Raw genomic sequence first — 21987 nt, forward strand, 5'->3', positions numbered from 1 at the left:
TCAAGGAGATGGTCATGAAAACGAAAGCAATTGCAGCGGCTGCACTGCTGGTAGCAACGGGTACCGCCATGGCGTCACCCAATCACCAGCAATATAGCTTCTCGTTCATCGGCAACGAGACCAACGTTCTGAACCTGGTCGGCATCTTCGGTCTGATTGGCATTCGCGGTTGCGTGACGGTGGACAACACCGGCAACGCCGTCGTGCAGAGCAATCAGAGCGTCGATGTACACGGTGTGAACCTGAAGGGCCCGCTGCTCGGTAACTATGTCACGGGTCATGTGACGTACGGCGTGAATTCGAAGACGACGACGGTGACGGATCAGGGCAGCGCTTATCTGGTCGCGAGCAAGACGACGACGCACTTCGACGACTCCACGTCGTGGGTCAACGCAACGGCCAACGGCCACCTCAACACGAGCCAGTCGTTCCAGGCGGGTGCGGGTTATGTGGCAGCGCAGTCGAGCTCCGGCTCAGGTGGCTTCGTCACCGGTGGCGGGTATCAGTATTCGAACTATGCGGCAGGCTTCGGCATCATCGGTGGCGGCGTGATTGTGCTGCCGCCGCTCGGCGCGGCGCTGTATGGCGGTTACCTCTTCGCCAACGCAGGCGGCGGTCAGGCTTCGGCATGGGGCGGCTATGCCTACGCACAGCAGGCGCAGCAAGCGGCGGGCTTCCTCGCAGCAGGCTTCCTGAATACGCAGAAGAGCTTCGATGCGGCGTTCCACGCCACGCTCAACCACGGGAATGCATCCATCGAGAGCGATTCGATTGCCGCCGGCGCGCTTTGGGGCTTCTCGAACACCTACACGAAGTCGTCGGTTTGGACGAAGGGCGCGATCACGTATCACTTCAACACCGCCCAGTACCAGACGATGGGCGCAACGCTCGGCAACGGCGCGCTGGCTAACGCCAACGGCAACGTCGGCGTGAACGTGGCGGCAGGTGCCGACAACGCTCAGGCCAACAGCGTCGCGATCGCTTCGCTCAACGCACAGCCGGTGTATGCCTCGGCGCAGGTGTTCGCGAACCAGTCGTCCAAGGGGTCGGCCAGCATCTCGCAGTTCATGGTCAACGCCAGCGTGGGTGATGGCGCCCTCGCAGGGGCGACCGGCAACGTTGGAGTGAACGTCGCATCGGGTGTCGGCAACGTGCAGGGCAACAGCCTGGCTGCGGCCGTCTCGCAAGGTGGACACGGCTGGTACAAGGGCGGTGCTGCCAACTCGACGGCGCAAACCGACCAGATGGCCGGCATGCACGCCTCGGGTGACTTCGTCGCCAACGCCTCGCTCGGCAACGGTGCGTTGCAGTGGGCCAGCGGCAACGTGGGTGTGAACGTGACAGCCGGTATCGGCAACGTTCAGGCCAACAGCCTCGCCATCTCGGCAATCAAGTGATGCAGTCGACCGGTCCGGGGAATCTTCCCGGACCGGTTTTTTCATGAGGTGTGTCATGAGTGATGCGCGTCGTGCCGCAGTGAGGATCGCTACTGTTTGCGCTCTGGCGTGCGCAAGCGTGGCCGGGCACGCGCAGTATGCATCGGTGAACCTGGAGTCTTCGACCGGTGTACCGGCGGTCAAGAAGATGCGCTCGTTCAAGTCGATGCACTACGTGAATCTGGTCCAGCAGGAATACGACTTCAGTTGTGGGTCCGCAGCACTGGCAACGCTGCTGCGATATGGCTACGGGATCGACATTCCCGAGACCGAAATGATTCAGCGAATGATGGCGTTCTCCAACCCGGAAACGGTCATCAAGAACGGCTTCTCGATGCTCGACATGAAGAAATTCGTGGAGACGCTCGGACTCGAGGGGCGCGGCTTCAAAGTTGACGTCAGCGCGCTTTACGACCTGAAGATCCCGGTCATCGCGCTCATCGATGTCAACGGCTATCAGCACTTTGTGGTCATCAAGGCAGCGAAGGACGGGCGCGTGTTCGTCTCCGATCCGGCGCTGGGCAATCGCATCATCGAGCAAGCCGATTTTGCCAAGCAGTGGAACGGCTTGGTGCTGGCGGTCATCGGCAAGCCGTTTCTGGAGGATTCACCGCTGCTCAAAGGAAACGAATCCCTGGCGTCCAAGCTGCGCGACAGCGCGCTGGCCACCGGGACGTCACCGACCCCGATGGTGGACTTCGGCATCATCCGGGCGGACCTGTTTTGAGACCAGACCATCATGAATCGATATGTCCCGATGCTGGCCATCCCGCTGTTCGCAAGTGCCGCGCCGGCATTCGCGTCGAGCGTGGTGCCCGAGAGCTGGACGCCTGTGAGCGATGAAGTGCTCTCGCACGCGACCGGCAAGTACGCACAACAGAACATGATCACGGGCTTTCAGCTCGTCATGCAGTCGCAGTGGCAAATGCCGACCGGCGCCAGCCTGATGGCTACCGGCGTGCTCGGCGTGACCAACGGTCAGGTACAGACCGGCAGCTCGACGACCATCATCCCCGGCGTGGTGAATGCGGTTGCTCCGACCACGCAGACCGTGAGCGGCCCGGCGAAGGTGTTGATGAACGGCGTCGCGCAAGTCACGCAGGTAGCGGGCGACGCCAACAACGCATTGAACAAGGCCATCATCCAGTACGGCCCCGGCGTGGTGGTCGCAACGCTCGTGCCGATCAGCAACCAGAGCAACAGCAGTTCATCGACGACCGTCGGCAATCTGAGCGCCAGCGTGGCGATTTCGTCGGCGGGCATGCAGCTCTCGCTCAACACGCCGAACGGCAACCTCGGGCAGAGCATCGCCGGCGGGGCGGGCGGCGCGATGAACCAGATCATGCAGGTCGTGCAGGTCGCAGGCAATGCGCAACAAGTGATGAACACCCTGCAACTGAACCTGCAAACGAACGCGCTGACGGCTGCCGGTCTGCGTCAACTCGGCATTCAGAATGCGATGGCGAACATGGTCGCCGTGCGGCATTGATAACAACAAGAAGTGGGGCGCTGCCGCAGAACCTTTGCGGCGTACAAGAAGGTGATGTCGGCAGGACCCGATCCGGGTTTCGCACGCATCACCCCGCAGTCGAGCAGCAAGGACAACCGTTGTCGGCTTCACGTGTTGGTTGGATTGCGCGCGGACGCCCGTCCGCTTTTTCACCCGGGGGGGATCATGAACACTCACCGCTTTTTTCCCGTTGCCGCTATTCCGTTGGGGGTACTGCTTTTCACGCTATCGGCCCAGGCTCAGGAGCATACGAACCCATCGCCGGATGACCGTCTCCAGATGTTGATGGACATGGTCGACCGGCAGCAGCGGGAAATTTCTTCTCTCAAGAAGCGCCTCACGGATATCGAGATGGCGCAACGCGGGCGCGGCCTGACCGCATGGGACACCGCGCAGATCGCGCAGGTCTCGCCCGGCGATGGCTCGGCCGCCGGTTCGGCAGGCACCCCCGGCGGCGGCGCCGCCGGGGCGGCCGGACCGCTGTCCGCCACGCCCATCGGCGAGACGCAGCAGATGCAAAAGAGCGAGACGGACTCGCAGCGTACGCCGGCGGAAGAGGCCGTGGTGCAGGCGCAGCACGCGCCGTTGTTCGACCGCAAGCTGACCATCGATGCCGGTATCAGTTACAGCTACTACGACCGGCGTCAGTTGGTGTTGAGCGGCTTCCTGGCGCTGGACGCCATCTTCCTCGGTCAACTTAATCTCGGCCAGACCAAGGCGAACGTGTGGACGTTCGACGTGAACACGCGCTACGGGATTACCGACCGCATGAGCGTGGCGTTCGACGTGCCGTACCTCTATCGGAATTCGGACTTCATCTCCGGCGGCGTGGGCGGCGCGGCTTCCTCGGTCAGCGACATCAGCAAGAACTCGGCGAATATCGGCGACGTGAACCTGTCGCTGTATTACCAGATCGTCAAGGAGAATGCGAACTGGCCGGACATCGTGGCGTCCTTGCGTGTGACGGCGCCGACGGGAACATCGCCGTTCGGCATCAAGCTCGGCACGCCCGATCCGACGAACAACAACCTGACGACGCCGTCCCGGTTGCCCACGGGTAACGGCATCTGGGCGATCACCGCCGGTTTGTCGTTCCTGCGCACGTACGACCCGATCGTGCTGTTCGCCAACGTCGCTTACACCTACAACGTGGCCAAGTCCTTCGACGACATATCGACCATCGAGGGCACGACGCAACCGGCCAAGGTGAAGCTCGGCGACATCGTGCAGGTCGGCGCGGGCATGGCGCTGGCGCTCAACGACAAGACAGCGCTGTCGATCTCGTACTCGACGGCCATCTCGCGTGCCACGAAGACTGCTTCGCCGGGCGCGAGCTGGACGACCGTGGCCGGCAGCACGACCAACGCCGCGTCGCTCAACTTCGGTATCAACTACGCCATCAACAAGCACTGGACGGTCAACGGTTACGTGAACGCAGGCATGTCGCCGGACGCGCCCAACTACGTGATCGGCGTTCGCTTCCCGTACACCTTCTAAGGCGCGCTGGGGGAGTGGCGTGATGGATGAAAACGGCGAGGCGCGTCAATGCACGACGGCGCGCACTCGTTGGTTCACGCAAGCGTCAGGCCACCTTGAAGGGACGATCCGGGTGCTGTCGGAAGACTTGCAAGGCTGTGGATAGGTAGGCCGAGACAGGCCGAGCCAAGGCAAAGCAAGCCAAGGCAAAGCAAGCCAAGGCAAAGCAAGCTGAGGTAAAGCAAGCTAAGACTGAGGGAAGGGCCGCTCAGCGTGCGCCGGGCGTCGTACGGGCGACGCTGGTGGCGGCATTGACCTTGACGCTTGTCTGCATCATGGCAGGCGTCGTCGTCGGCATCTGCGCGACGGCAACCGAGGTGCGCGCAAGCGCAGCCGGTTGTGCAGAGGCGGGCGCTGCGGCTTGTGTCGGTTTGGGCGACGGGGCGGGTGGGATGACTTCGTCCCACAGGCGGACGTTGTTGGCGACGGTCGTCGTCGCATTCACGGGGGCGATCGTGACCTGCGCGGCGTTGCCCATGCGTGTCACCAGGCTCTGCTGCAAATTGGCCGCGCGGGCGCTGGCGAGCAACGCGTCGCTCACGGTCGCGGGCATTGCGTCGCCAGCGATGCCGCCCAGGCGGGCGGCGCCCATGATGTCGGCCTGCGCGGCACTCGCGAAGCACACAGCGGCAAGACAAAGCGTCGCGCTGCGCGTCGTACTGACGGTGATCTTGAACATAGCGTGCCCCCCGGCCTGCGCAAACTGTCCTATCAGACTTTTGTATTCTATTGCGCGATTCGAGAAAGGGAAGGGAAAAAGTAATAGCGGAATCGCCGAAAATTGAGTAAATAATTTACGCAGATTGCGGTTTGTCGCGCTCAGGCAACAGGGATAGGGCTCCGACAGGTGCGGACTCGCCACCATGCGGTCTTCGCGCATAAACTGCCTTGAAAGCAAGGTGACGCCTGATGCGTGAATCATGACGAACGCTGGAGGGTTTCTTCGGTTTTCGTCCCGGTCGGACACGCGGTCGCGAATGCGACGGACCGGCAAAAAAACAGAGGCCGAAGGTGCGGCGAGCATGACAAAAAGCGGGGCGGCGGCGTGGGAATGCCGACCGGAATGACAGGGGAAATCATGCGTGTGCTGGTCGTAGGTGAGGCGGCCCCCTGGCTGGGCGGCCTGCAAGTCGCGTTGCAAACCGAAGCCAACGTGACACCACCGGTCTTGCGGCATGTCGACAATGTGACGACGCCGGACTGGGTGTGGTTGCGCGAGTTGCCATCGCGCCGTGCGCTCGTGCTCGATGAGTCCGTGGCGCGCACGCCTGCGGTCGATACTTTGTGCGCGCTGGCCACCGAATGTGTCCCGCCGGTGCCCGTCATCGTGGTCGGCGATGCGGGTTTTCCCGATGAGATCATTCGCTGGTTGCAGGCCGGTGTGGCGGCCTGCCTGCCATGGCCGAATTCCGTTGCACGTATCCGTTCGGTGTTCGATCTTGCATTCTCGGGCGGTCGCTTCGTGCCCGAGGAGGCGCTCTCCGCATTGCTGGTGCTTTGGCGTCAGGAGGCGTTGGGCGAAGCCTTGCCGCTGTCGCGCCTGCCCGTCTTTCCACTGGGTGGCGACAAGGCGACGCAGCTTGCGGAATCCGCATTGCTTGGCATTTCTCAGCGTCAGTATGAAATCCTGGCGTTGCTCTCGCGCGGTCTCTCTATCAAGACGATCTGTCAGCAGTTGGTGATTTCCGAAGGGACTGCGAAGACGCACGTATCCGCGTTGTATCGGCGCCTCGGGGCGCGCAACCGCGGCGAGGCGATCTATATTGCTGCGCAGCGTGGTGCGCGGCACCTGTTCGAGACCTGATGCGTTCGGCGTGAGGCACGGAATATCGCGCGACATCTGGCCCGCCAGGCGGCGGCATCGGATCGGGCGACAAAGTCTCTCGGAAGATTCCGGGAATACCCCGGAGGTTATTGGCCGATAGCGACTGTCGAATTACTATACGAACTTCATTTGCCACCCATTTGCCGAGACGCTGCCCAATGGCGGTGTTTCGAGCGTCGATGGTGATCACCGTCGACGAGGCTCAGGAGTCCACGCGTTGTCCAAGTCGTCCTCGCCGTTCGCATCTTCGCCGCCGCAGAGTTCTGCTTCGGCGTCAGCGGCATCCGCCGCGCAGTCCTCCCTCTCGCTTCAGGGTTCCGCCAACGCCTCGTCGGGCATGCCGGGCTTCGGCGCGCTTGCCGGCGTGAAAGTGCTTGAACTCGGTACGCTGATCGCCGGCCCCTTTGCCGCGCGCATGCTCGGCGAGTTCGGTGCCGAAGTCATCAAGATCGAGGATCCGCAGCACGGCGATCCGTTGCGCAAGTGGCGCAAGCTGCATCCCGATGCGGGTGGCACCTCACTCTGGTGGGCGGTGCAGGCGCGAAACAAGAAGTCGGTCACGATCAACCTGAAATCCCCCGAGGGACAGGAAATCGTGCGCAAGCTCGCGGCGCAGGCCGACATCGTCGTCGAAAATTTCCGCCCCGGGCTGCTCGAGCGTTTTGGGTTGGGTTACGAGCAACTGTCGGCGCAAAACCCCGGGCTGGTCATGGTGCGTCTGTCGGGATACGGTCAGACAGGGCCGTATCGGGATCGGCCGGGTTTCGGTGCCATCGCCGAATCGATGGGCGGGCTGCGTCACATCACCGGGTACCCGGACCTGCCGCCACCGCGTATCGGCATTTCCATTGGCGACTCGATTGCCGCGTTGCATGGTGTGATCGGCGCAATGATGGCGCTGCACCACCGCAATGTGAATGGCGGCCGAGGTCAGGTCGTGGACGTCGCACTCTATGAGGCGGTCTTCAACCTGATGGAGAGTGTCGTGCCGGAGTACAGCGTGGCGGGCATGGTGCGTGAGCGCACCGGGGCGTCGTTGCCGGGCATCGTACCGTCGAACACCTATCCTTGCGCCGACGGCATGATCGTGGTGGGGGGGAACAGCGATCCGATCTTCAAACGTTTGATGCAGGCCATTGGCCGCGCGGATCTGGCAGAAGACCCCGGCCTCGCTCACAACGACGGGCGGGTGCCGCGCACGCAGGAAATCGATGAGGCGATCGGTCAATGGACGCAGGCGCGATCTATCGACGAGGCGCTTGCCGTGTTGCAGGGGGCGGATGTTCCGGCGAGCCGGATCTACACCGTGGCCGACATGTTCAAGGACCCGCAATTCATTGCGCGTCAAATGATTCAGCGCCATACGTTCCCGGACGGCACGCCGATCGACCTGCCGAACATTTCGCCGAAACTCTCCCAGACCCCCGGGCAGACCCAATGGCTCGGCCCTGAGCTGGGCGCCCACACGAACGAAGTGCTGGCGCAACTGGGTTATGATGCCGAGCAAATCGAAGCGTTGCGCGAGAACGGTGTCATCTGACTCAGCACACTCGCGCGAGGCGCGACGGGGCGCGGTTGTGACTGCGGCCCGTCGATGATGCGCGTCGGATCAAGCGCATCGGATCAAGTGTGTCGATTACGCGCATCAATCAAGCACGTCGAATAAACAAAGAAAGAACGCTGCAACCACGGAGACAACATCACCATGCAAAGACGTGAATTCGTCACGGCACTGGCCGCCGCCGGCCTCATCGGCGCAGGCATGCGTCCGGGCTTCGCTCAAGCCAGGCTCGAGAAGACCAAGGTCGCGATTGCGGTCGGCGGAAAGAACCTCTTTTATTACCTGCCGCTCACGATCGCCGAACGTCTGAACTACTTCAAGGACGAAGGGCTCGACGTCGAAATCTCCGACTTTGCCGGTGGCTCCAAGGCGCTGCAGGCCCTGGTCGGCGGCAGCGCCGATGTGGTGTCGGGCGCGTACGAGCACACGATTCTGTTGCAGGCGAAAAATCAGTACATCCGGGCCTTCGTGTTGCAGGGTCGTGCACCGCAAATCGTCTTTGGCGTATCGAACAAGACGATGCCCAATTACAAGTCGATTGCCGACCTGCGTGGCAAGAAGATTGGTGTCACCGCGCCGGGTTCGTCGACGAACATCATGGCGAACTTCGTGCTTGCCAAAGGCGGCATCAAACCCAACGAGGTAGCTTTCGTGGGTGTGGGCGCTTCGTCCGGCGCGCTGGCCGCGATTCGCTCGGGCAATATCGACGCCATCGTCAATCTCGACCCCGTGATCACCATGCTGGAGCGCGACAAGGAGATTCGTGTGATCTCGGATACGCGCACGCTCAAGGAGACCGTGTCGGTGTTTGGCGGCAACATGCCCGCCGGTTGTCTCTACACGAACGAATCGTTCATTCAGAAGAATCCGAATACCACGCAGGCGCTGACCAACGCCATGGTGCGCGCGCTGCGCTGGCTGCAGACGGCAGGGCAGGCCGAACTGATCAAGACGGTCCCCGACGCCTATCTGCTGGGCGACCGCGCGCTCTATCTCGATGCATGGAGTCGCGTGAAGGAAGCCATGTCGCCGGATGGCCTGATCCCCGCGGATGGCCCGGCCACGGCGCTGCGCACCTTGCAGGCGTTCGACGAAACGGTCAAGGGCAAGCCCATCGATCTGTCGAAGACGTTTACGAACGAATTCACGAAAAAGGCCGACGCCAAGTACAAATGATGACTGCGCCGGCTCTGAGTTTCGAAAGCATTACCTGTACGTTCGTCGCTCGGGACGACCGTTCGAAGCGATATACGGCCGTCGCCGATACGACGCTCGATATCGCGCCGGGCGAGTTTGTCTCGGTTGTCGGGCCGACGGGGTGCGGCAAATCCACGCTGCTCAATGTTGCGGCCGGGTTGCTCACGCCGTCTTCCGGTTCGATCAAGGTGTTCGGCGAACCGCTCAAGGGCATCAATGCGCGAGCGGGCTACATGTTCCAGGCCGAAGCGCTGATGCCGTGGCGTAACGCGATCGACAACGTTACCGCCGGGCTGGAGTTCCGTGGCGTCGCGCCCGAGGAAGCGAAGGCGCGCGGACACGAGTGGCTCAAGCGCGTGGGGCTGGGGGGATTTGGCGATCGCTATCCGCATCAGCTCTCCGGGGGGATGCGCAAACGCGTCGCGATGGCCCAAACGCTGATCCTCGACCCGGACATTATCTTGATGGACGAGCCATTTTCGGCACTCGATATCCAGACGCGTCAGTTGATGGAAAACGAGTTGCTGGATCTGTGGGCCGCCAAACGGCGCGCCGTGTTGTTCATCACGCACGATCTGGATGAGGCAATCGCACTGTCCGACCGTGTCGTGGTGCTCGCGGCGGGCCCGGGTACGCATCCCATTGGGGAGTTCCGAATCGATTTGCCGCGCCCCCGTGACGTGGCGGAAATACGGAATCATCCGCGCTTCACCGAGTTGCACGCCCAGATTTGGGACGTGCTTCGCGAGGAAGTCCTCAAGGGCTATGCCCAACAGTTAAAGGCGGTCTGAATCGTCATGTGGCAAATCGCTGGCATTCTCACGGTCTCGCTGAGCTGGCTCAACTGGCCGGGTTGGCTGGACTGGATGGACTGGTTCGATTTGCCGGACGGCTTTGGCTTGTTCGACTGGCTTGTCTGATGAGGCCGCCGGTCGCTCGTCTGATATTCCCGGAATTCGTTCGTCATGCGTAATCGTTCGATCATGCGGCACCTGCGCCTTTGGCAATGGCTGCTGCTGGTGGTGGCCTTTCTCGTCTGGTACGTCCTCACGAGCCCGACGCTGCTGCCCGCGTTCTATTTCGACAGCCCCGACAAGGCGGCTTTCTTCTTTGGGGAGCCGCAAAAGGTGCTGCTCCAGATCTGGCAATGGTTTGCCAGCGGTGAAATTTACCTGCACCTGGGGGTGACGCTGCTCGAAACGGTGCTGGCATTTACCATCGGGACCGTGTTCGGGTTGGGGGTGGGGCTGTGGCTGGCCTTGTCGCCGAGCGCCGGCGCATTGCTCGATCCGTACATCAAGGCCGCCAATTCAATGCCGCGTGTGATCCTCGCGCCGATTTTCGGCGTGTGGTTCGGGCTGGGCATCTGGTCCAAGGTGGCGCTCGGCGTCACGCTCGTGTTCTTTATCGTCTTTTTCAACGTCTACCAGGGCGTGAAGGAAGTCAGTCCGGTCGTGCTGGCCAATGCGCGCATGCTGGGGGCGAATCAGCGCCAATTGCTGCGCCGCGTGTATCTGCCCAGCGCCACGAGCTGGGTGTTTTCAAGCTTGCACAATTCGGTGGGTCTCGCGTTTGTGGGTGCGGTCGTCGGGGAGTATCTGGGCTCGTCGCGCGGTGTCGGATATCTCATCTTGCAAGCGGAAGGCACTTTCGACATCAATGCCGTGATTGCAGGGGTGCTCATCCTCACGGCATTCGCACTGGTCCTCGACGGCCTTGTGGGGGTGGTAGAACGACGATTGCTCGTCTGGCAGCCGCAGGCCGGGGAAACCGAAAAGATGTGAACCCGTGCGGCGACAACCGGTGCGTTCGCGCAAACGCCGCCATGACGGCGTTTGCGCTCTCGGCGCGACGTGCGCCACTCGCCGGATGCCAGTTCTGTGTCAACCACGCTTCAGGCTGCACGCTTTCAGGCTGCTTTTTCGGGACGTATTCACGCGAAATTGACGTTGGATCGCAGGCACGCCGGACACGATCCCGTCGGCGTGTCGCAGGCATGACAATGCTGTGAAGCGAGCGGGGCGGCACGCCAGGGATGCCGACATGGCGTCATATCCGAGTACCTTTCCTCGGTTACAATTGCCGCATGCGAATCCTGCTCAGCAACGACGATGGGTATCAGGCGCCAGGCCTGGCCGCGCTTTACGAGGCGCTGGCACCGCTTGGTGACATTACCGTGGTGGCGCCCGAACAGAACTGTAGCGGTGCGTCCAATTCTCTGACCCTGCAACGGCCGCTTTCCGTCTTTACGTCGGCCAATGATTTCACCTTCATTAACGGCACGCCGACCGATTGCGTCCACGTGGCGTTGACTGGTTTGCTCGACGAGCGGCCCGATATCGTGGTCTCGGGCATCAACAATGGCCAGAACATGGGCGAAGACACGCTGTACTCCGGTACTGTGGCGGCGGCCACCGAGGGATTCCTCTTCGGGATTCCGTCGTTCGCGTTCTCGCAGGTCAACAAGGGCTGGGATCACCTCGATAGTGCAGCGCGCGTGGCGCGTGAGGTGGTCGAACGTTATATGGAGCGGCCGTTGGGCGCGCCCTTCTTGTTGAACGTCAATATTCCCAATTTGCCCTATGAGCGCCTCAAGGGCGCGCTCGCGACCCGACTCGGGAAGCGACATCAGTCGCAGCCGGTTGTCCGACAGGAGAATCCGCGCGGCGAAACGATTTATTGGATCGGCCCCGCCGGCGACGCACGCGACAGCAGCGAAGGCACCGATTTCCACGCCGTGGCGCACGATTACGTCTCGGTCACCCCCTTGCAACTGGATCTGACGCATACCGCACGACTTGGCGTCGTGCACGATTGGCTGGCCAGCGCAGGGGTGGCCCAACGATGACGACACCGCCCAAGCGTTTTCCTCTTCCTTTGGCCGAAGTCATGACCCGCCGGCAGCGCAAGGCGCCGGTGTTGGACAAGGCGTCGCGCGCCAGTCCCGCCGGCGCGCCGCCGGCGGCGATGACGCGCAAGGCGCCTGCGGCGACGCCTGCCGGCTCGTCGGTGCATCAGGGACAAGGGAAAACGTCGTCCGGCGGAAACAACAACTTGCGTCCGGCGTCGACGCCGATGGCTGGCGCCTCGGCCCGCCCGGCGGGTGCGCAGACGTCGCATGCCGTGGTGCACAAGGGGCTGGCCCGCCCTGCGGCGACGCCTCACGCACAACCGGCGCCGCATGCAGGAAAGGGCGCGCCGAGGCCCGGCGCGAAGGCGCAAGGCACAAGTGCCGTGCAAAAGCATGCAGTGGCGAGCGGTGCCGTTGGCAGAAGCCCGGCGCGTACCGTGACGACGGGAAAGGCGTTATCAGGTTCGGGCGCGGGGCCGGGCGCAGGCACGACCGCGAGCATGAGCGTGGGTGTCAGCATGGTCAGCATGGGGAAGGACACGCGCGGCACGCGCGCGAACGCGCCGTCCGGCAGCGGTTCGCCCGATGGCATTGGGCTGACGTCCGAGCGCGTGCGCGCGCGTATGGCTGAACGGGTGGCGGCGTCGGGCGTTAAACACCCGGGCGTGCTGGCGGCGCTCGCCACGGTGCCGCGTCATGGTTTCGTCGACGCGGCGCTTGCCAATCAGGCTTATGAGGACGCAGCGCTGCCCATTGGTCACGGGCAAACGATCTCGAAGCCGTCTGTCGTGGGGCGCATGATCGAGCTTCTGCTCTCAGGCGGACGTCCCCTCGAAAAGGTGCTCGAAATCGGCACGGGCTGCGGCTATCAGGCAGCCGTGCTGTCGTGTGTGGCGCGCGATGTCTATTCGATCGAGCGGGTACGGCCTTTGCACGAGCGTGCCAAAGCCAATTTGCGTCCCCTGCGCGTGCCCAATATTCGCCTGCATTACGGCGACGGACGACTGGGCCTGCCTGCGGTGGCGCCGTTTGACGGCATTGTGATCGCCGCTGCCGGTCTCGAGATTCCTGACGCGCTGGTCGATCAACTCGCGATCGGCGCGCGTCTTGTCGCCCCTGTGGGTGGTGAGCAACAAATTTTGACCCTCATCGAGCGCATCGGTGCGCGCCAATGGCGCGAGACGCAGCTTGATAGGGTGTTATTCGTCCCCTTAAAATCGGGCATCATCTAAGCCCGACGGGCCTATTCTGCGGAGGATTTGAGTGAATTTGCGAGCGGGTTTCCAACAACGCGTCGCCAGTGTCCTGTTGCTGAGCATGCTGGCAGCGTGCGCATCGCGACAAGTCGGGGCGCCGGTCGTCGACCGTACCGTAGGCGGCGCGACGACCGATAGCAGTGTGCCGGGCGTGAGCGCGCCGGTGGTCGACAATTCGCCGGTGCCGCCAGGGTATTACCGGGTTCAGCCGGGAGATCGTCTCTATCGCATCGCGCTGGAGAACGGCCAGAACTACCGCGATATCGCGCGCTGGAACAACATCCAGAACCCTGACCAGATCGAAGTGGGTCAGGTGCTGCGCGTGAAGCCGCCTGTCGGCGATTCCGGCACCCCATTGCCGCCACCTGTCGCCAGCGCGCCGTCGAACAACAGCGCGGCGGCCGTCGTCGCGCCGCCTGCCAGCGCCGCGGCCTCAGCGCCTTCCGCGGTTTCCAGCGGCGACTTGCGTCTGTCGTGGCCAGCTAAGGGCGATATCGTCGGGCGCTTCGACGATTCGAAGAACAAGGGCGTAAACATTGGCGGGCGCGCGGGGCAGGACGTGTTTGCCGCAGGTGCTGGCAAGGTGGTGTACTCGGGGGCGGGCCTGCGCGGCTATGGCAACCTCGTCATCATTAAACACGACGCGACCTTCTTGACGGCGTATGCGCACAACAGCAAACTGTTGGTCAAGGAAGGCGACTCCGTCACGCGGGGTCAGAAAATTGCCGAAATGGGTAACTCGGATGCTGATCGCGTCATGCTGCACTTCGAGGTACGCAAGGACGGTAAACCTGTGGATCCGATGAAGTATTTGCCGCCTCAATAAACTAGGCAGGGTCGAATGCTCAAGAGAAAGCGTCGTACTTCGCAAGAGGAAGACCTCGCTGCCCCGGAGCCAGATCAGGACGTAGACGATCGGCAATCCCGGCAGGACGAGGACGTGGACGACGCTTTCGACGAGCGCGAGGCGGAGGAGGATGACGCGTCATCCTCCGATGCGAGAGACGACGCCGAGGAGGGGGCCCCTTCCTCCGGCCGCAAGCGCAAATCCGCCGACGGCGACGACTTTGGCACCGTTCTTCAGGCCGAACTCACGGCCGACACTGTCCAGCATTATCTCAACCGCATCAGCGTCAAGCCGCTCCTGACGCCGGCGGAGGAACTCGACTACTCCACGCGTGCGCAAGCCGGCGAGTTTGCCGCGCGGCAGGTCATGATCGAGCGTAATCTGCGCCTGGTCGTGAGCATCGCCAAGGGGTATCTCAATCGCGGCGTGCCGTTGCTCGATCTGATCGAGGAGGGCAATCTCGGCTTGATGCACGCCATCGAGAAGTTTGACCCGGGACGCGGGTTCCGCTTCTCGACCTATGCCACGTGGTGGATTCGTCAGAGCATCGAGCGCGCCATCATGAATCAGGCGCGCACGGTGCGCCTGCCTGTGCATGTCATTCGCGAGCTGAATCAGGTGCTGCGTGCCAAGCGTCACCTGGAAAAGAGCGCCGCGTATATCGACGGCGGCGAGCAGCGCGACGCGAAAATCGAGGATATTGCCGATCTGACAGGGAAGACGCCCGAAGAGATCACCGACATTCTTGCGCTCAACGAGCACGTGGCCTCACTCGATGCGCCACTCGAGATCGATCCGGGCAGCAGTTTGCTCGACCTGCTCTCCGACGACCGCAGCGAGGCGCCGGAGCACGAGGTGCAACATCGGGAGTTGGAAGATCTGATGCGGTTGTGGCTCTCGCGCTTGTCCACCAAACATCGTTACGTCATCGAGCGCCGGTTCGGCCTCAATCGCGTGGAACCCGCCACGCTGGAAGAATTGGCCGACGAAATGGGGCTGACGCGCGAGCGCGTACGTCAGATCCAGCAAGAGGCGCTCGTCAAACTCAAACGCTATTTCGCGTCCAACGGCGTGCGCAAGGACGCCGTGCTCTGAGATGGGCGCGACCGGCTCGACTGGCCTGATCGGTCATATCGTGTTCTCGTAGCGTTTTGTCGTCGTCGGCGTAGCGCTTGCCGCATCGATTGGCGCCCGTTTGACGTCGCATGGCGTCACTTTCTGATTTTTCTTCTGGTCTTGACCATGGTATCTCCCGTTCTCGTCTTCGATATTGAAACGATCCCCGACGTCGACGGCTTGCGCAAGCTTGAGCCCGCGTATGCCGGCCTGACGGATGACGCTGTCGCCGAAGCGGCTTTTGCGGCGCGTCGTGAAAAAGTGGGGCATGACTTTCTGCCACTCCATTTGCATCGCATTGCGGCCATCTCATGCGTGTTCCGGGATCGCGACGGTTTCCGCGTGAAGTCGCTTGGCACGCTCGAAGACGGCGAAGGTGCGCTCGTCTCCGGCTTCTATCGCACCATCGAAAAGTATGCGCCGCAGCTCGTGTCGTGGAATGGCGGTGGTTTCGACCTGCCGGTATTGCACTACCGGGCGATGATCCACGGCATTTCCGCACCGCGCTACTGGGACATGGGTGAGGATGACCGCGAGTTCAAATGGAATAACTACATCAGCCGCTATCACCAGCGCCATCTGGATCTGATGGATTTGCTCGCGATGTATCAGGCGCGCGCGAACGCACCCCTGGACGATCTGGCCAGGCTATGCGGTTTTCCCGGCAAGCTGGGGATGGACGGTAGCAAAGTGTGGGAAGCGTATCGCGGCGGCAAGCTTGAAGAGATCCGTAACTACTGTGAGACGGATGTGGTCAACACGTACCTCGTCTATTGCCGCTATCAATTGATGCGCGGAGGTCTGCGTCAGGCTGAGTACGAGCAGGAGATTGAATTCGTGAAGCGCTCGCTCGAACAGGAATCCGCGCCGCACTGGAAGGAATATCTCGACGCGTGGCGGTAGTTTGCGCAGATTTCACCGGGTTCGGAAAGCGGCAACGGGCGGCAAACACTCCCGAGTGCATACCTGGCGGACGAATCGATTAAAATGCCGGGTTTGCTGTCGCACATGAGAACAAAGACGTGACCCGCTCCTCCCGAAACTCCTCGCGCAATCGGCCCAGCGCCGAGCCCGGCATTATCGATATCGAATCGCTCGACATGGAAGCGCGCGGCGTTGGCCGCACAGCGCCGGAGGGTGAGCCGGGTACGCCTGAATTCAAGCCCGGCAAGGTGATCTTCGTCGAGGGGGCACTGCCGGGTGAACGAGTCACGTATCTGAGCTATCGCCGTAAGCCCAAGTTCGAGCAGGCCGAAACGGTCAGCGTGTTGCGCGCCAGCCCGATGCGCGCCAGACCGCAATGCCCCCACTTCGGGAAGTGCGGCGGTTGCTCGATGCAGCATCTGGAGGCGCGCGCGCAAATCGCCATCAAGCAGCGTGTGCTGGAAGACAATCTGGCACGTCTTGGAAAGGTGAAGGCCGAAGCGATGCTTCGCCCGATTCAGGGGCCCGACTGGGGGTATCGTTTTCGGGCTCGCCTGACGGTACGTTACGTGCCGAAGAAGGGCGGGGTGCTGATCGGGTTCCACGAGCGCAAGAGCAGCTACGTGGCCGACATGGATTCCTGTGAAGTGCTGCCGCGTCACGTGTCGGACATGCTCGTGCCGCTGCGCCGTCTGGTGGAGTCGCTGTCGATTCGCGAGCGTTTGCCGCAGATTGAGCTGGCGATCGGTGCAGACGTGACGGCGCTCGTGTTACGTATTCTTGAACCGCTTACGCCGGCTGACGAAGACATCCTTCGTGCGTTCGCAGACGCCCATCAGGTTCAGTTCTGGGTGCAGCCCAAGGGACCCGATACGGCAGTCCCGTTTTACCCGCTGGCGCCCGAGCTTCACTATACGCTGCCGGAATATCAGATCCGGATGCCGTTCAAGCCGACGGACTTCACGCAAGTCAATCATCAGATCAACCGGGTGCTGGTGCATCGCGCGTTGCGCTTGCTCGCGCCGCAATCGAATGAGCGCGTGCTCGACCTGTTCTGTGGTCTCGGGAATTTCACCTTGCCGCTGGCGCGACGCGCCGGAACCGTCATGGGTATCGAAGGCAGCACTGCGCTGACCGAGCGCGCCCTGGCCAATGCGCAACGCAATGGCGTTGCCGAGCGAACCGAATTCGCGTGCCGCAATCTGTTCGATATCACGGCGGACGATATCCGTGCGCTGGGCGCATTCGACCGTTACCTGATCGATCCGCCGCGCGAGGGGGCGCTGGCCGTGTCGAAAGCGTTGGCCGAATTGGCGCAGCAGGGGTATGAGGGGCTGCCCAAGCGCATTGTCTATGTGTCGTGCAGTCCGGCCACGCTGGCGCGTGATGCGGGTTTGCTCGTGCACGAAGCGGGCTACCGCCTGACGCTTGCCGGTGTCGTGAACATGTTCCCCCATACCTCTCACGTGGAGTCGATGGCGGTCTTCGAGCACGAGAGCATCGGCCAGCCGTGGGTGCCGAGTCTCCGGGTGTCGGCGTCGGACGCAACGGATGGCGTCAGTGGCGAGGGGGATGCCGGTGGAGAGGCGATCGCGGGCGCGGTGGGCGGCGATGGCGTGATACACGACGACGCCTGATCCCGTTGGATGGGTGCGCGGCTTGCGTGCTTTGGTGCTCGGTAATTGCCAAAGGACTACCCGCGTGCCGACCCCAAGGGTTCGGCAGAATCGCAAGCCGAATGCAAAAAGCCAGTCCCGAGGGACTGGCTTTTTTGTGTCAGACAACTTGGCGGCGCTAACGGACAAGGGTCGCCGACTGCCCGTTGCCCGTTGCCCGTTGCCGGTGATCGGCTCGGGCAACGCTGCCTTAGTTGCGGTTGCCGCCCAGCACGCCGAGGATGGCAAGCAGGTTGGTAAAAATGTTGTACAGGTCGAGGTAGATCGCGAGCGTTGCCGTGACGTAGTTGGTTTCGCCGCCGTTCACCACCCGTTGCACATCGAACAGGATGTACGCGGAGAAGATGGCGATGGCGAGCACCGACACCGTCAGCATCAATGCCGGCAGTTGCAGCCAGATGTTGGCGACGGAGGCGAGCAGAATCACGATCACGCCCATGAACAGCCACTTGCCCAGTCCGCTGAAGTCGCGCTTGCTGACCGTGGCGACCGAAGCCATCACCGTGAAGATCACGGCCGTGCCGCCGAATGCCAGCATGATGAGCGACGCGCCGTTCGAGAAGCCCAGCACGAAGCTCAGCAACCGTGTGAGCATCAGGCCCATGAAGAACGTAAAGCCGAGCAGCAGGGCCACCCCGACGCCGCTATTCTTGAATCGCTCGATCGCGAACATGAAGCCGAAGGCGACGGCCAGGAACAGGATGACGCTGACCATCGGGCTGCCCGCGAACAGCGCGAAGCCGTAAGTCACACCCAGCCAGGCCCCCGCAATCGTCGGCAGCATCGACAGCGCGAGCAGCCAATACGTATTGCGCAGTACCTTGTTGCGCACCTGAGCGGTCGAGACACCGCCCGTGCCGCCGTAACCGAAGCGTTGGAAATCCTGGTTCATATATTGTGTTCTCCGTGGTCGTTGTGCCTGTTGGCGGGGCCGGCAGGCGCCAGATGACGCGTACGACGACCGGCACAGTGGCCGGTCGGTCCCCCGCAGCCGTTAGTCCGGCTTGTCGTCGAAGTTCGAGGATACCGAAAGATATCCCGGAAGACGTTCGGACGATTCTCAAAATTTCTGGGCAATCGCCCGAATTTCAATCCCTGCCCTCCCTCAAACCCTTCCATTATGGAAAGGAAAGAGGAACGCCGTCTCGCATCCACTTCGCGAAAAGCCGAACAGTCCCGGCCGTCCTGCGTTTGAGCGGTACGCGCACTGTAGGTTCCATCCCCATCATAACAGCCTTCGTGCTACAATTACGGGTTCATGTTGGTTATATAACTGCTTAATTTTTTGGAGTTTTTCATGGCAGTCGAACGCACTTTGTCGATTATCAAGCCCGATGCCGTTGCCAAGAACGTGATCGGCCAGATTTACAGCCGTTTCGAAGCCGCCGGCCTGAAGATCGCCGCTGCCAAGCTGGTGCACCTGTCGCGCGCTGAAGCCGAACAGTTCTACGCCGTGCACAAGGAGCGTCCCTTCTTCAAGGATCTGGTCGACTTCATGATCTCGGGTCCGGTGATGATCCAGGCGCTGGAAGGTGAAAACGCCATCGCGAAGAATCGCGAACTGATGGGTGCGACCGATCCGAAGAAGGCGGAAAAGGGCACGATCCGCGCCGACTTCGCCGACAGCATCGACGCGAACGCCGTGCACGGCTCGGACGCTGCTGAAACGGCTGCCGTGGAAGTGGCTTTCTTCTTCCCGGGCATGAACGTCTACTCGCGCTAAGCCGCGTATAGTCGCTCAATCGCAGGAAGATACCGAAGGGATGTTGACGGACCAGGGCCATGACCAACCTCACGAATCTGCTTGATTACGATCCGGACGGTCTGGCCGCCTATTGCGGCACGCTCGGTGAGAAACCGTTCCGTGCTCGCCAGCTCCAGCGATGGATCCACCAGATGGGCGCCGCCGATTTCGACGGCATGACCGATCTGGCCAAATCGCTGCGCGAGAAGTTGAAAACGCGCGCGAACATCGTTGCGCCTGCTGCGATCACCGACCATCTGTCGGCGGATGGCACGCGTAAATGGTTGCTGGATGTGGGTAATGGCAATGCCGTCGAGACCGTCTACATTCCCGAGGAGACGCGTGGCACGCTTTGCGTTTCGTCGCAAGCGGGCTGCGCCGTCAACTGCCGGTTCTGTTCGACCGGCAAGCAGGGTTTCTCGCGCAATCTGTCGCTTGGCGAGATCATCGGCCAGTTGTGGATGGCCGAATTTGCTTTGCGCCGCGACCTTGGTCGCGAGGGCAAGAACGAGCGAGTCATCACCAATGTCGTGATGATGGGCATGGGCGAACCGTTGCTCAATTTCGATAACGTGGTCGGCGCCATGCGCCTCATGCTCGATGACAACGCTTACGGGTTGTCTCGTCGTCGCGTGACGTTGTCGACCTCCGGCGTGGTGCCGATGATGGATCGCCTGGGCCAGGAGTTGCCCGTGGCGCTGGCCGTCTCGCTGCACGCGCCGAACGATGCACTGCGCGATGTGCTCGTGCCGCTCAATAAAAAATACCCGTTACGCGAGCTGATGGGCGCGTGCGAGCGCTACCTGGAAGTGGCGCCGCGCGATTTCATTACATTCGAGTACTGCATGCTCGACGGTGTGAACGATACCGAAGCGCATGCGCGCGAGCTTGTCGCGCTGACGCGCGACGTGCCGTGCAAATTCAATCTGATCCCCTTCAACCCGTTCCCCGAGTCAGGTCTGCTGCGTTCGAAAGATCCGCAGATCAAGCGTTTCGCGCAGATTTTGCTCGACGCAGGTCTCGTCACGACCGTGCGCAAGACGCGCGGAGACGATATCGACGCCGCATGTGGTCAGCTTGCCGGCGAAGTGCAGGATCGCACGCGACTTGCACAGCGTGGCAAATTCGGGAAAATCGCGGTCGAGGTGCGTACCGTATGACGTTGCGCATGGGCGGGCGCGGACCGTGGCGAGGGCCGTCGGCCCCGCGCGTGCCATGCCGCTCGTCGGATCAGTCTTGCACTACAGCATTCCTTGCGCAGGGCGAGTGCTTCGTCCGGCGCGATTCCGTCAGTTCCTCGTCGACGCTTCCGATGCACCGCGCAGATTTTCATGCCGCGTGCACGGCGGATAAGGCAGCGGAGCTGTCGTCAGCATATCCTCAGCCGCTGCGGGCGGCTGCTTACGAACGGGGGCGTATCGATGGATAACCAGAATCAGGCGGATGCAGGCGGACAAGCCGAGGCTCAGGGCCAGGGATTGCCGCAGGGAGCACCTGCCGGATGGGCTGAGCTGGGCGCGCAAGTGGGAGCGCAACTGGCCGCATTGCGCGAGAAGCGCGGCATGTCGATCGAAGACGTGTCGGCGCGCCTGAAAGTCTCCGTGCAAAAGCTCAAGCGTCTTGAAGCCGGTGAGTGGGATGCCTTGCCGGAGATGCCTTTCATTCAGGGCGTGGTGCGTAGCTATGCCCGAATGGTCGGGGGAGACCCCGAGCCGATGATCGAATCGCTGCGCCGCGTCGGCGGTCCGGCGTCGGTCGCCATCGATATTCCGCAACCGCAGGCGGGTCAGCCGAGCATTCCGAAGAGCCCGGTGCGTTTCCGCTCGCCGGTCGCCGCATCGCAGGCGAAGTGGCCGTGGGCGCTGGCCGCCCTTGTGGTGATCGCCGCAGCCGCCTGGTACTTCGGCAATTCGCACAAGAGCGGTCGCGGTGCGACCGAGCCGGCGGAACTGGCGAGCGCGGCTGCGGCGCAGGGAGCGGCAGACGGTGCCGAGCCGGCTAGCCAGCCGGTGGTCGCCGATGCCAACGGCACGCCGCCGGGTGCGGATGGCGCGAACGTCGCGAACGCCTCGAACATTGGCAACACGGAAAGCACAGTCAATAGCGCATCGGCCAGCGCGGCGGCTGCGGGGCCTGGCCTGATCGCTGCCGTTGACCCGACGCACGTGGTCGCCGGGATCGCGAGTGCCGCCACGGCGTCGGCTGCCGCGCCGGTGGCGCCGGCCGACACGAAGGCGTCGAGCGTGGGTGCGCCGGGCAATGGCAGGATTGCGTTGCGCCTGAAGGCGGATAGCTGGGTCGAAGTTCGTTCGAAGGACGGCAAGGTGCTGTTCTCCCAGCTCATGCGCGCAGGTGCCGAACAGGATATTACGGGCGACGCACCGTTCAAGATCGTTGTGGGTAACGTCGCGGGCGTCGAATCGCTGGAATTCAACGGTAAACCGGTCGAGATCAAGTCTCGCAATGCGGGCAACGTGGCGCGTCTGACGCTCCAGTAAGACCGAAAGA

20 protein-coding genes and 1 pseudogene are annotated in these 21987 nt (G+C 62.4%); 19 read left to right on the plus strand and 2 right to left on the minus strand.

The features are described 5' to 3' along the window. Positions 1-14: 14 nt before the first annotated feature. From UC34_RS09690 to UC34_RS09705, 4 genes are all read left to right on the plus strand, one after another. Positions 15-1397 (plus strand): hypothetical protein, encoded by a 1383-nt coding sequence (locus UC34_RS09690; RefSeq protein WP_052810969.1) that lies wholly within the window; start codon positions 15-17, stop codon positions 1395-1397. Positions 1398-1452: 55 nt separating this feature from the next. Beyond that, complete coding sequence (locus UC34_RS09695; protein WP_418303925.1) at positions 1453-2163, plus strand: C39 family peptidase; 711 nt, start codon at positions 1453-1455, stop codon at positions 2161-2163. A gap of 12 nt (positions 2164-2175) precedes the next feature. Beyond that, positions 2176-2925: a peptidase C39 gene (locus UC34_RS09700; RefSeq protein ID WP_157123121.1), complete on the plus strand. Its 750-nt coding sequence runs from the start codon at positions 2176-2178 to the stop codon at positions 2923-2925. 186 nt (positions 2926-3111) lie between these two features. Beyond that, the gene (locus UC34_RS09705; protein WP_044457969.1) at positions 3112-4443 is read left to right on the plus strand and encodes a hypothetical protein; all 1332 of its coding nucleotides are present in this window, start codon (positions 3112-3114) and stop codon (positions 4441-4443) included. Between the two features lie 247 nt (positions 4444-4690). Here UC34_RS09705 and UC34_RS25370 read toward each other — a convergent pair whose 3' ends face one another. Further along, complete coding sequence (locus tag UC34_RS25370; RefSeq protein WP_157123123.1) at positions 4691-5506, minus strand: hypothetical protein; 816 nt, start codon at positions 5504-5506, stop codon at positions 4691-4693. 39 nt (positions 5507-5545) lie between these two features. Between UC34_RS25370 and UC34_RS09715 the strand changes: the two genes are divergently transcribed. The 12 genes and pseudogenes from UC34_RS09715 to rlmD form a co-directional block, all read left to right on the plus strand. Then, positions 5546-6286, plus strand: coding sequence for a response regulator transcription factor (locus UC34_RS09715; protein ID WP_052810972.1), 741 nt, complete (start codon positions 5546-5548; stop codon positions 6284-6286). Between the two features lie 358 nt (positions 6287-6644). Next, positions 6645-7847, plus strand: coding sequence for a CaiB/BaiF CoA transferase family protein (locus tag UC34_RS09720; RefSeq protein ID WP_044457971.1), 1203 nt, complete (start codon positions 6645-6647; stop codon positions 7845-7847). A gap of 165 nt (positions 7848-8012) precedes the next feature. Further along, complete coding sequence (locus tag UC34_RS09725; protein ID WP_044455374.1) at positions 8013-9044, plus strand: ABC transporter substrate-binding protein; 1032 nt, start codon at positions 8013-8015, stop codon at positions 9042-9044. Continuing rightward, positions 9044-9856 carry an ABC transporter ATP-binding protein gene (locus tag UC34_RS09730; RefSeq protein WP_044457972.1) on the plus strand — a complete coding sequence of 271 codons (813 nt, stop codon included), beginning with the start codon at positions 9044-9046 and terminating at the stop codon, positions 9854-9856. Before UC34_RS09725 ends, UC34_RS09730 begins: the two co-directional genes overlap by 1 nt. Positions 9857-9862: 6 nt before the next feature. Further along, positions 9863-9985, plus strand: coding sequence for a hypothetical protein (locus UC34_RS25995; RefSeq protein ID WP_257786678.1), 123 nt, complete (start codon positions 9863-9865; stop codon positions 9983-9985). Positions 9986-10030: 45 nt separating this feature from the next. Further along, positions 10031-10849, plus strand: coding sequence for an ABC transporter permease (locus UC34_RS09735; RefSeq protein WP_044455375.1), 819 nt, complete (start codon positions 10031-10033; stop codon positions 10847-10849). A gap of 302 nt (positions 10850-11151) precedes the next feature. Further along, positions 11152-11913: a 5'/3'-nucleotidase SurE gene (gene surE, locus UC34_RS09740; protein ID WP_044455376.1), complete on the plus strand. Its 762-nt coding sequence runs from the start codon at positions 11152-11154 to the stop codon at positions 11911-11913. Further along, positions 11910-13148: a protein-L-isoaspartate(D-aspartate) O-methyltransferase gene (locus tag UC34_RS09745; RefSeq protein WP_044455377.1), complete on the plus strand. Its 1239-nt coding sequence runs from the start codon at positions 11910-11912 to the stop codon at positions 13146-13148. Before surE ends, UC34_RS09745 begins: the two co-directional genes overlap by 4 nt. Positions 13149-13233: 85 nt before the next feature. Beyond that, a complete protein-coding gene (locus UC34_RS09750) occupies positions 13234-13998 on the plus strand; it encodes a peptidoglycan DD-metalloendopeptidase family protein (RefSeq protein ID WP_157123331.1) in 765 nt (254 codons plus the stop codon). A gap of 15 nt (positions 13999-14013) precedes the next feature. Continuing rightward, entirely contained in the window at positions 14014-15114 is a 1101-nt protein-coding gene (gene rpoS, locus UC34_RS09755; RefSeq protein ID WP_044455379.1) for an RNA polymerase sigma factor RpoS, read from the plus strand. A 147-nt stretch (positions 15115-15261) separates the two neighbouring features. Next, positions 15262-16038 carry a 3'-5' exonuclease gene (locus UC34_RS09760; protein WP_044455380.1) on the plus strand — a complete coding sequence of 259 codons (777 nt, stop codon included), beginning with the start codon at positions 15262-15264 and terminating at the stop codon, positions 16036-16038. A gap of 197 nt (positions 16039-16235) precedes the next feature. After that, a pseudogene (rlmD, locus tag UC34_RS09765) lies at positions 16236-17555 on the plus strand (23S rRNA (uracil(1939)-C(5))-methyltransferase RlmD); the annotation flags it as partial. 370 nt (positions 17556-17925) lie between these two features. On the opposite strand, the gene UC34_RS09770 reads toward rlmD, so the two are convergent. Further along, complete coding sequence (locus UC34_RS09770) at positions 17926-18627, minus strand: Bax inhibitor-1/YccA family protein (RefSeq protein WP_044455381.1); 702 nt, start codon at positions 18625-18627, stop codon at positions 17926-17928. A 405-nt stretch (positions 18628-19032) separates the two neighbouring features. Between UC34_RS09770 and ndk the strand changes: the two genes are divergently transcribed. The 3 genes from ndk (at position 19033) to UC34_RS09785 (ending at position 21977) form a co-directional block, all read left to right on the plus strand. Then, a complete protein-coding gene (gene ndk, locus UC34_RS09775; protein WP_039399079.1) occupies positions 19033-19458 on the plus strand; it encodes a nucleoside-diphosphate kinase in 426 nt (141 codons plus the stop codon). A gap of 59 nt (positions 19459-19517) precedes the next feature. Beyond that, on the plus strand, positions 19518-20639 hold the full coding sequence (rlmN, locus tag UC34_RS09780; protein WP_044455382.1) for a dual-specificity RNA methyltransferase RlmN: 1122 nt from the start codon (positions 19518-19520) through the stop codon (positions 20637-20639). 261 nt (positions 20640-20900) lie between these two features. Beyond that, entirely contained in the window at positions 20901-21977 is a 1077-nt protein-coding gene (locus tag UC34_RS09785; RefSeq protein ID WP_052810973.1) for a helix-turn-helix domain-containing protein, read from the plus strand. The last annotated feature ends 10 nt before the right edge of the window (positions 21978-21987 follow it).

This window comes from Pandoraea vervacti, assembly GCF_000934605.2.
GTDB classification, from domain to species: Bacteria; Pseudomonadota; Gammaproteobacteria; order Burkholderiales; family Burkholderiaceae; genus Pandoraea; species Pandoraea vervacti.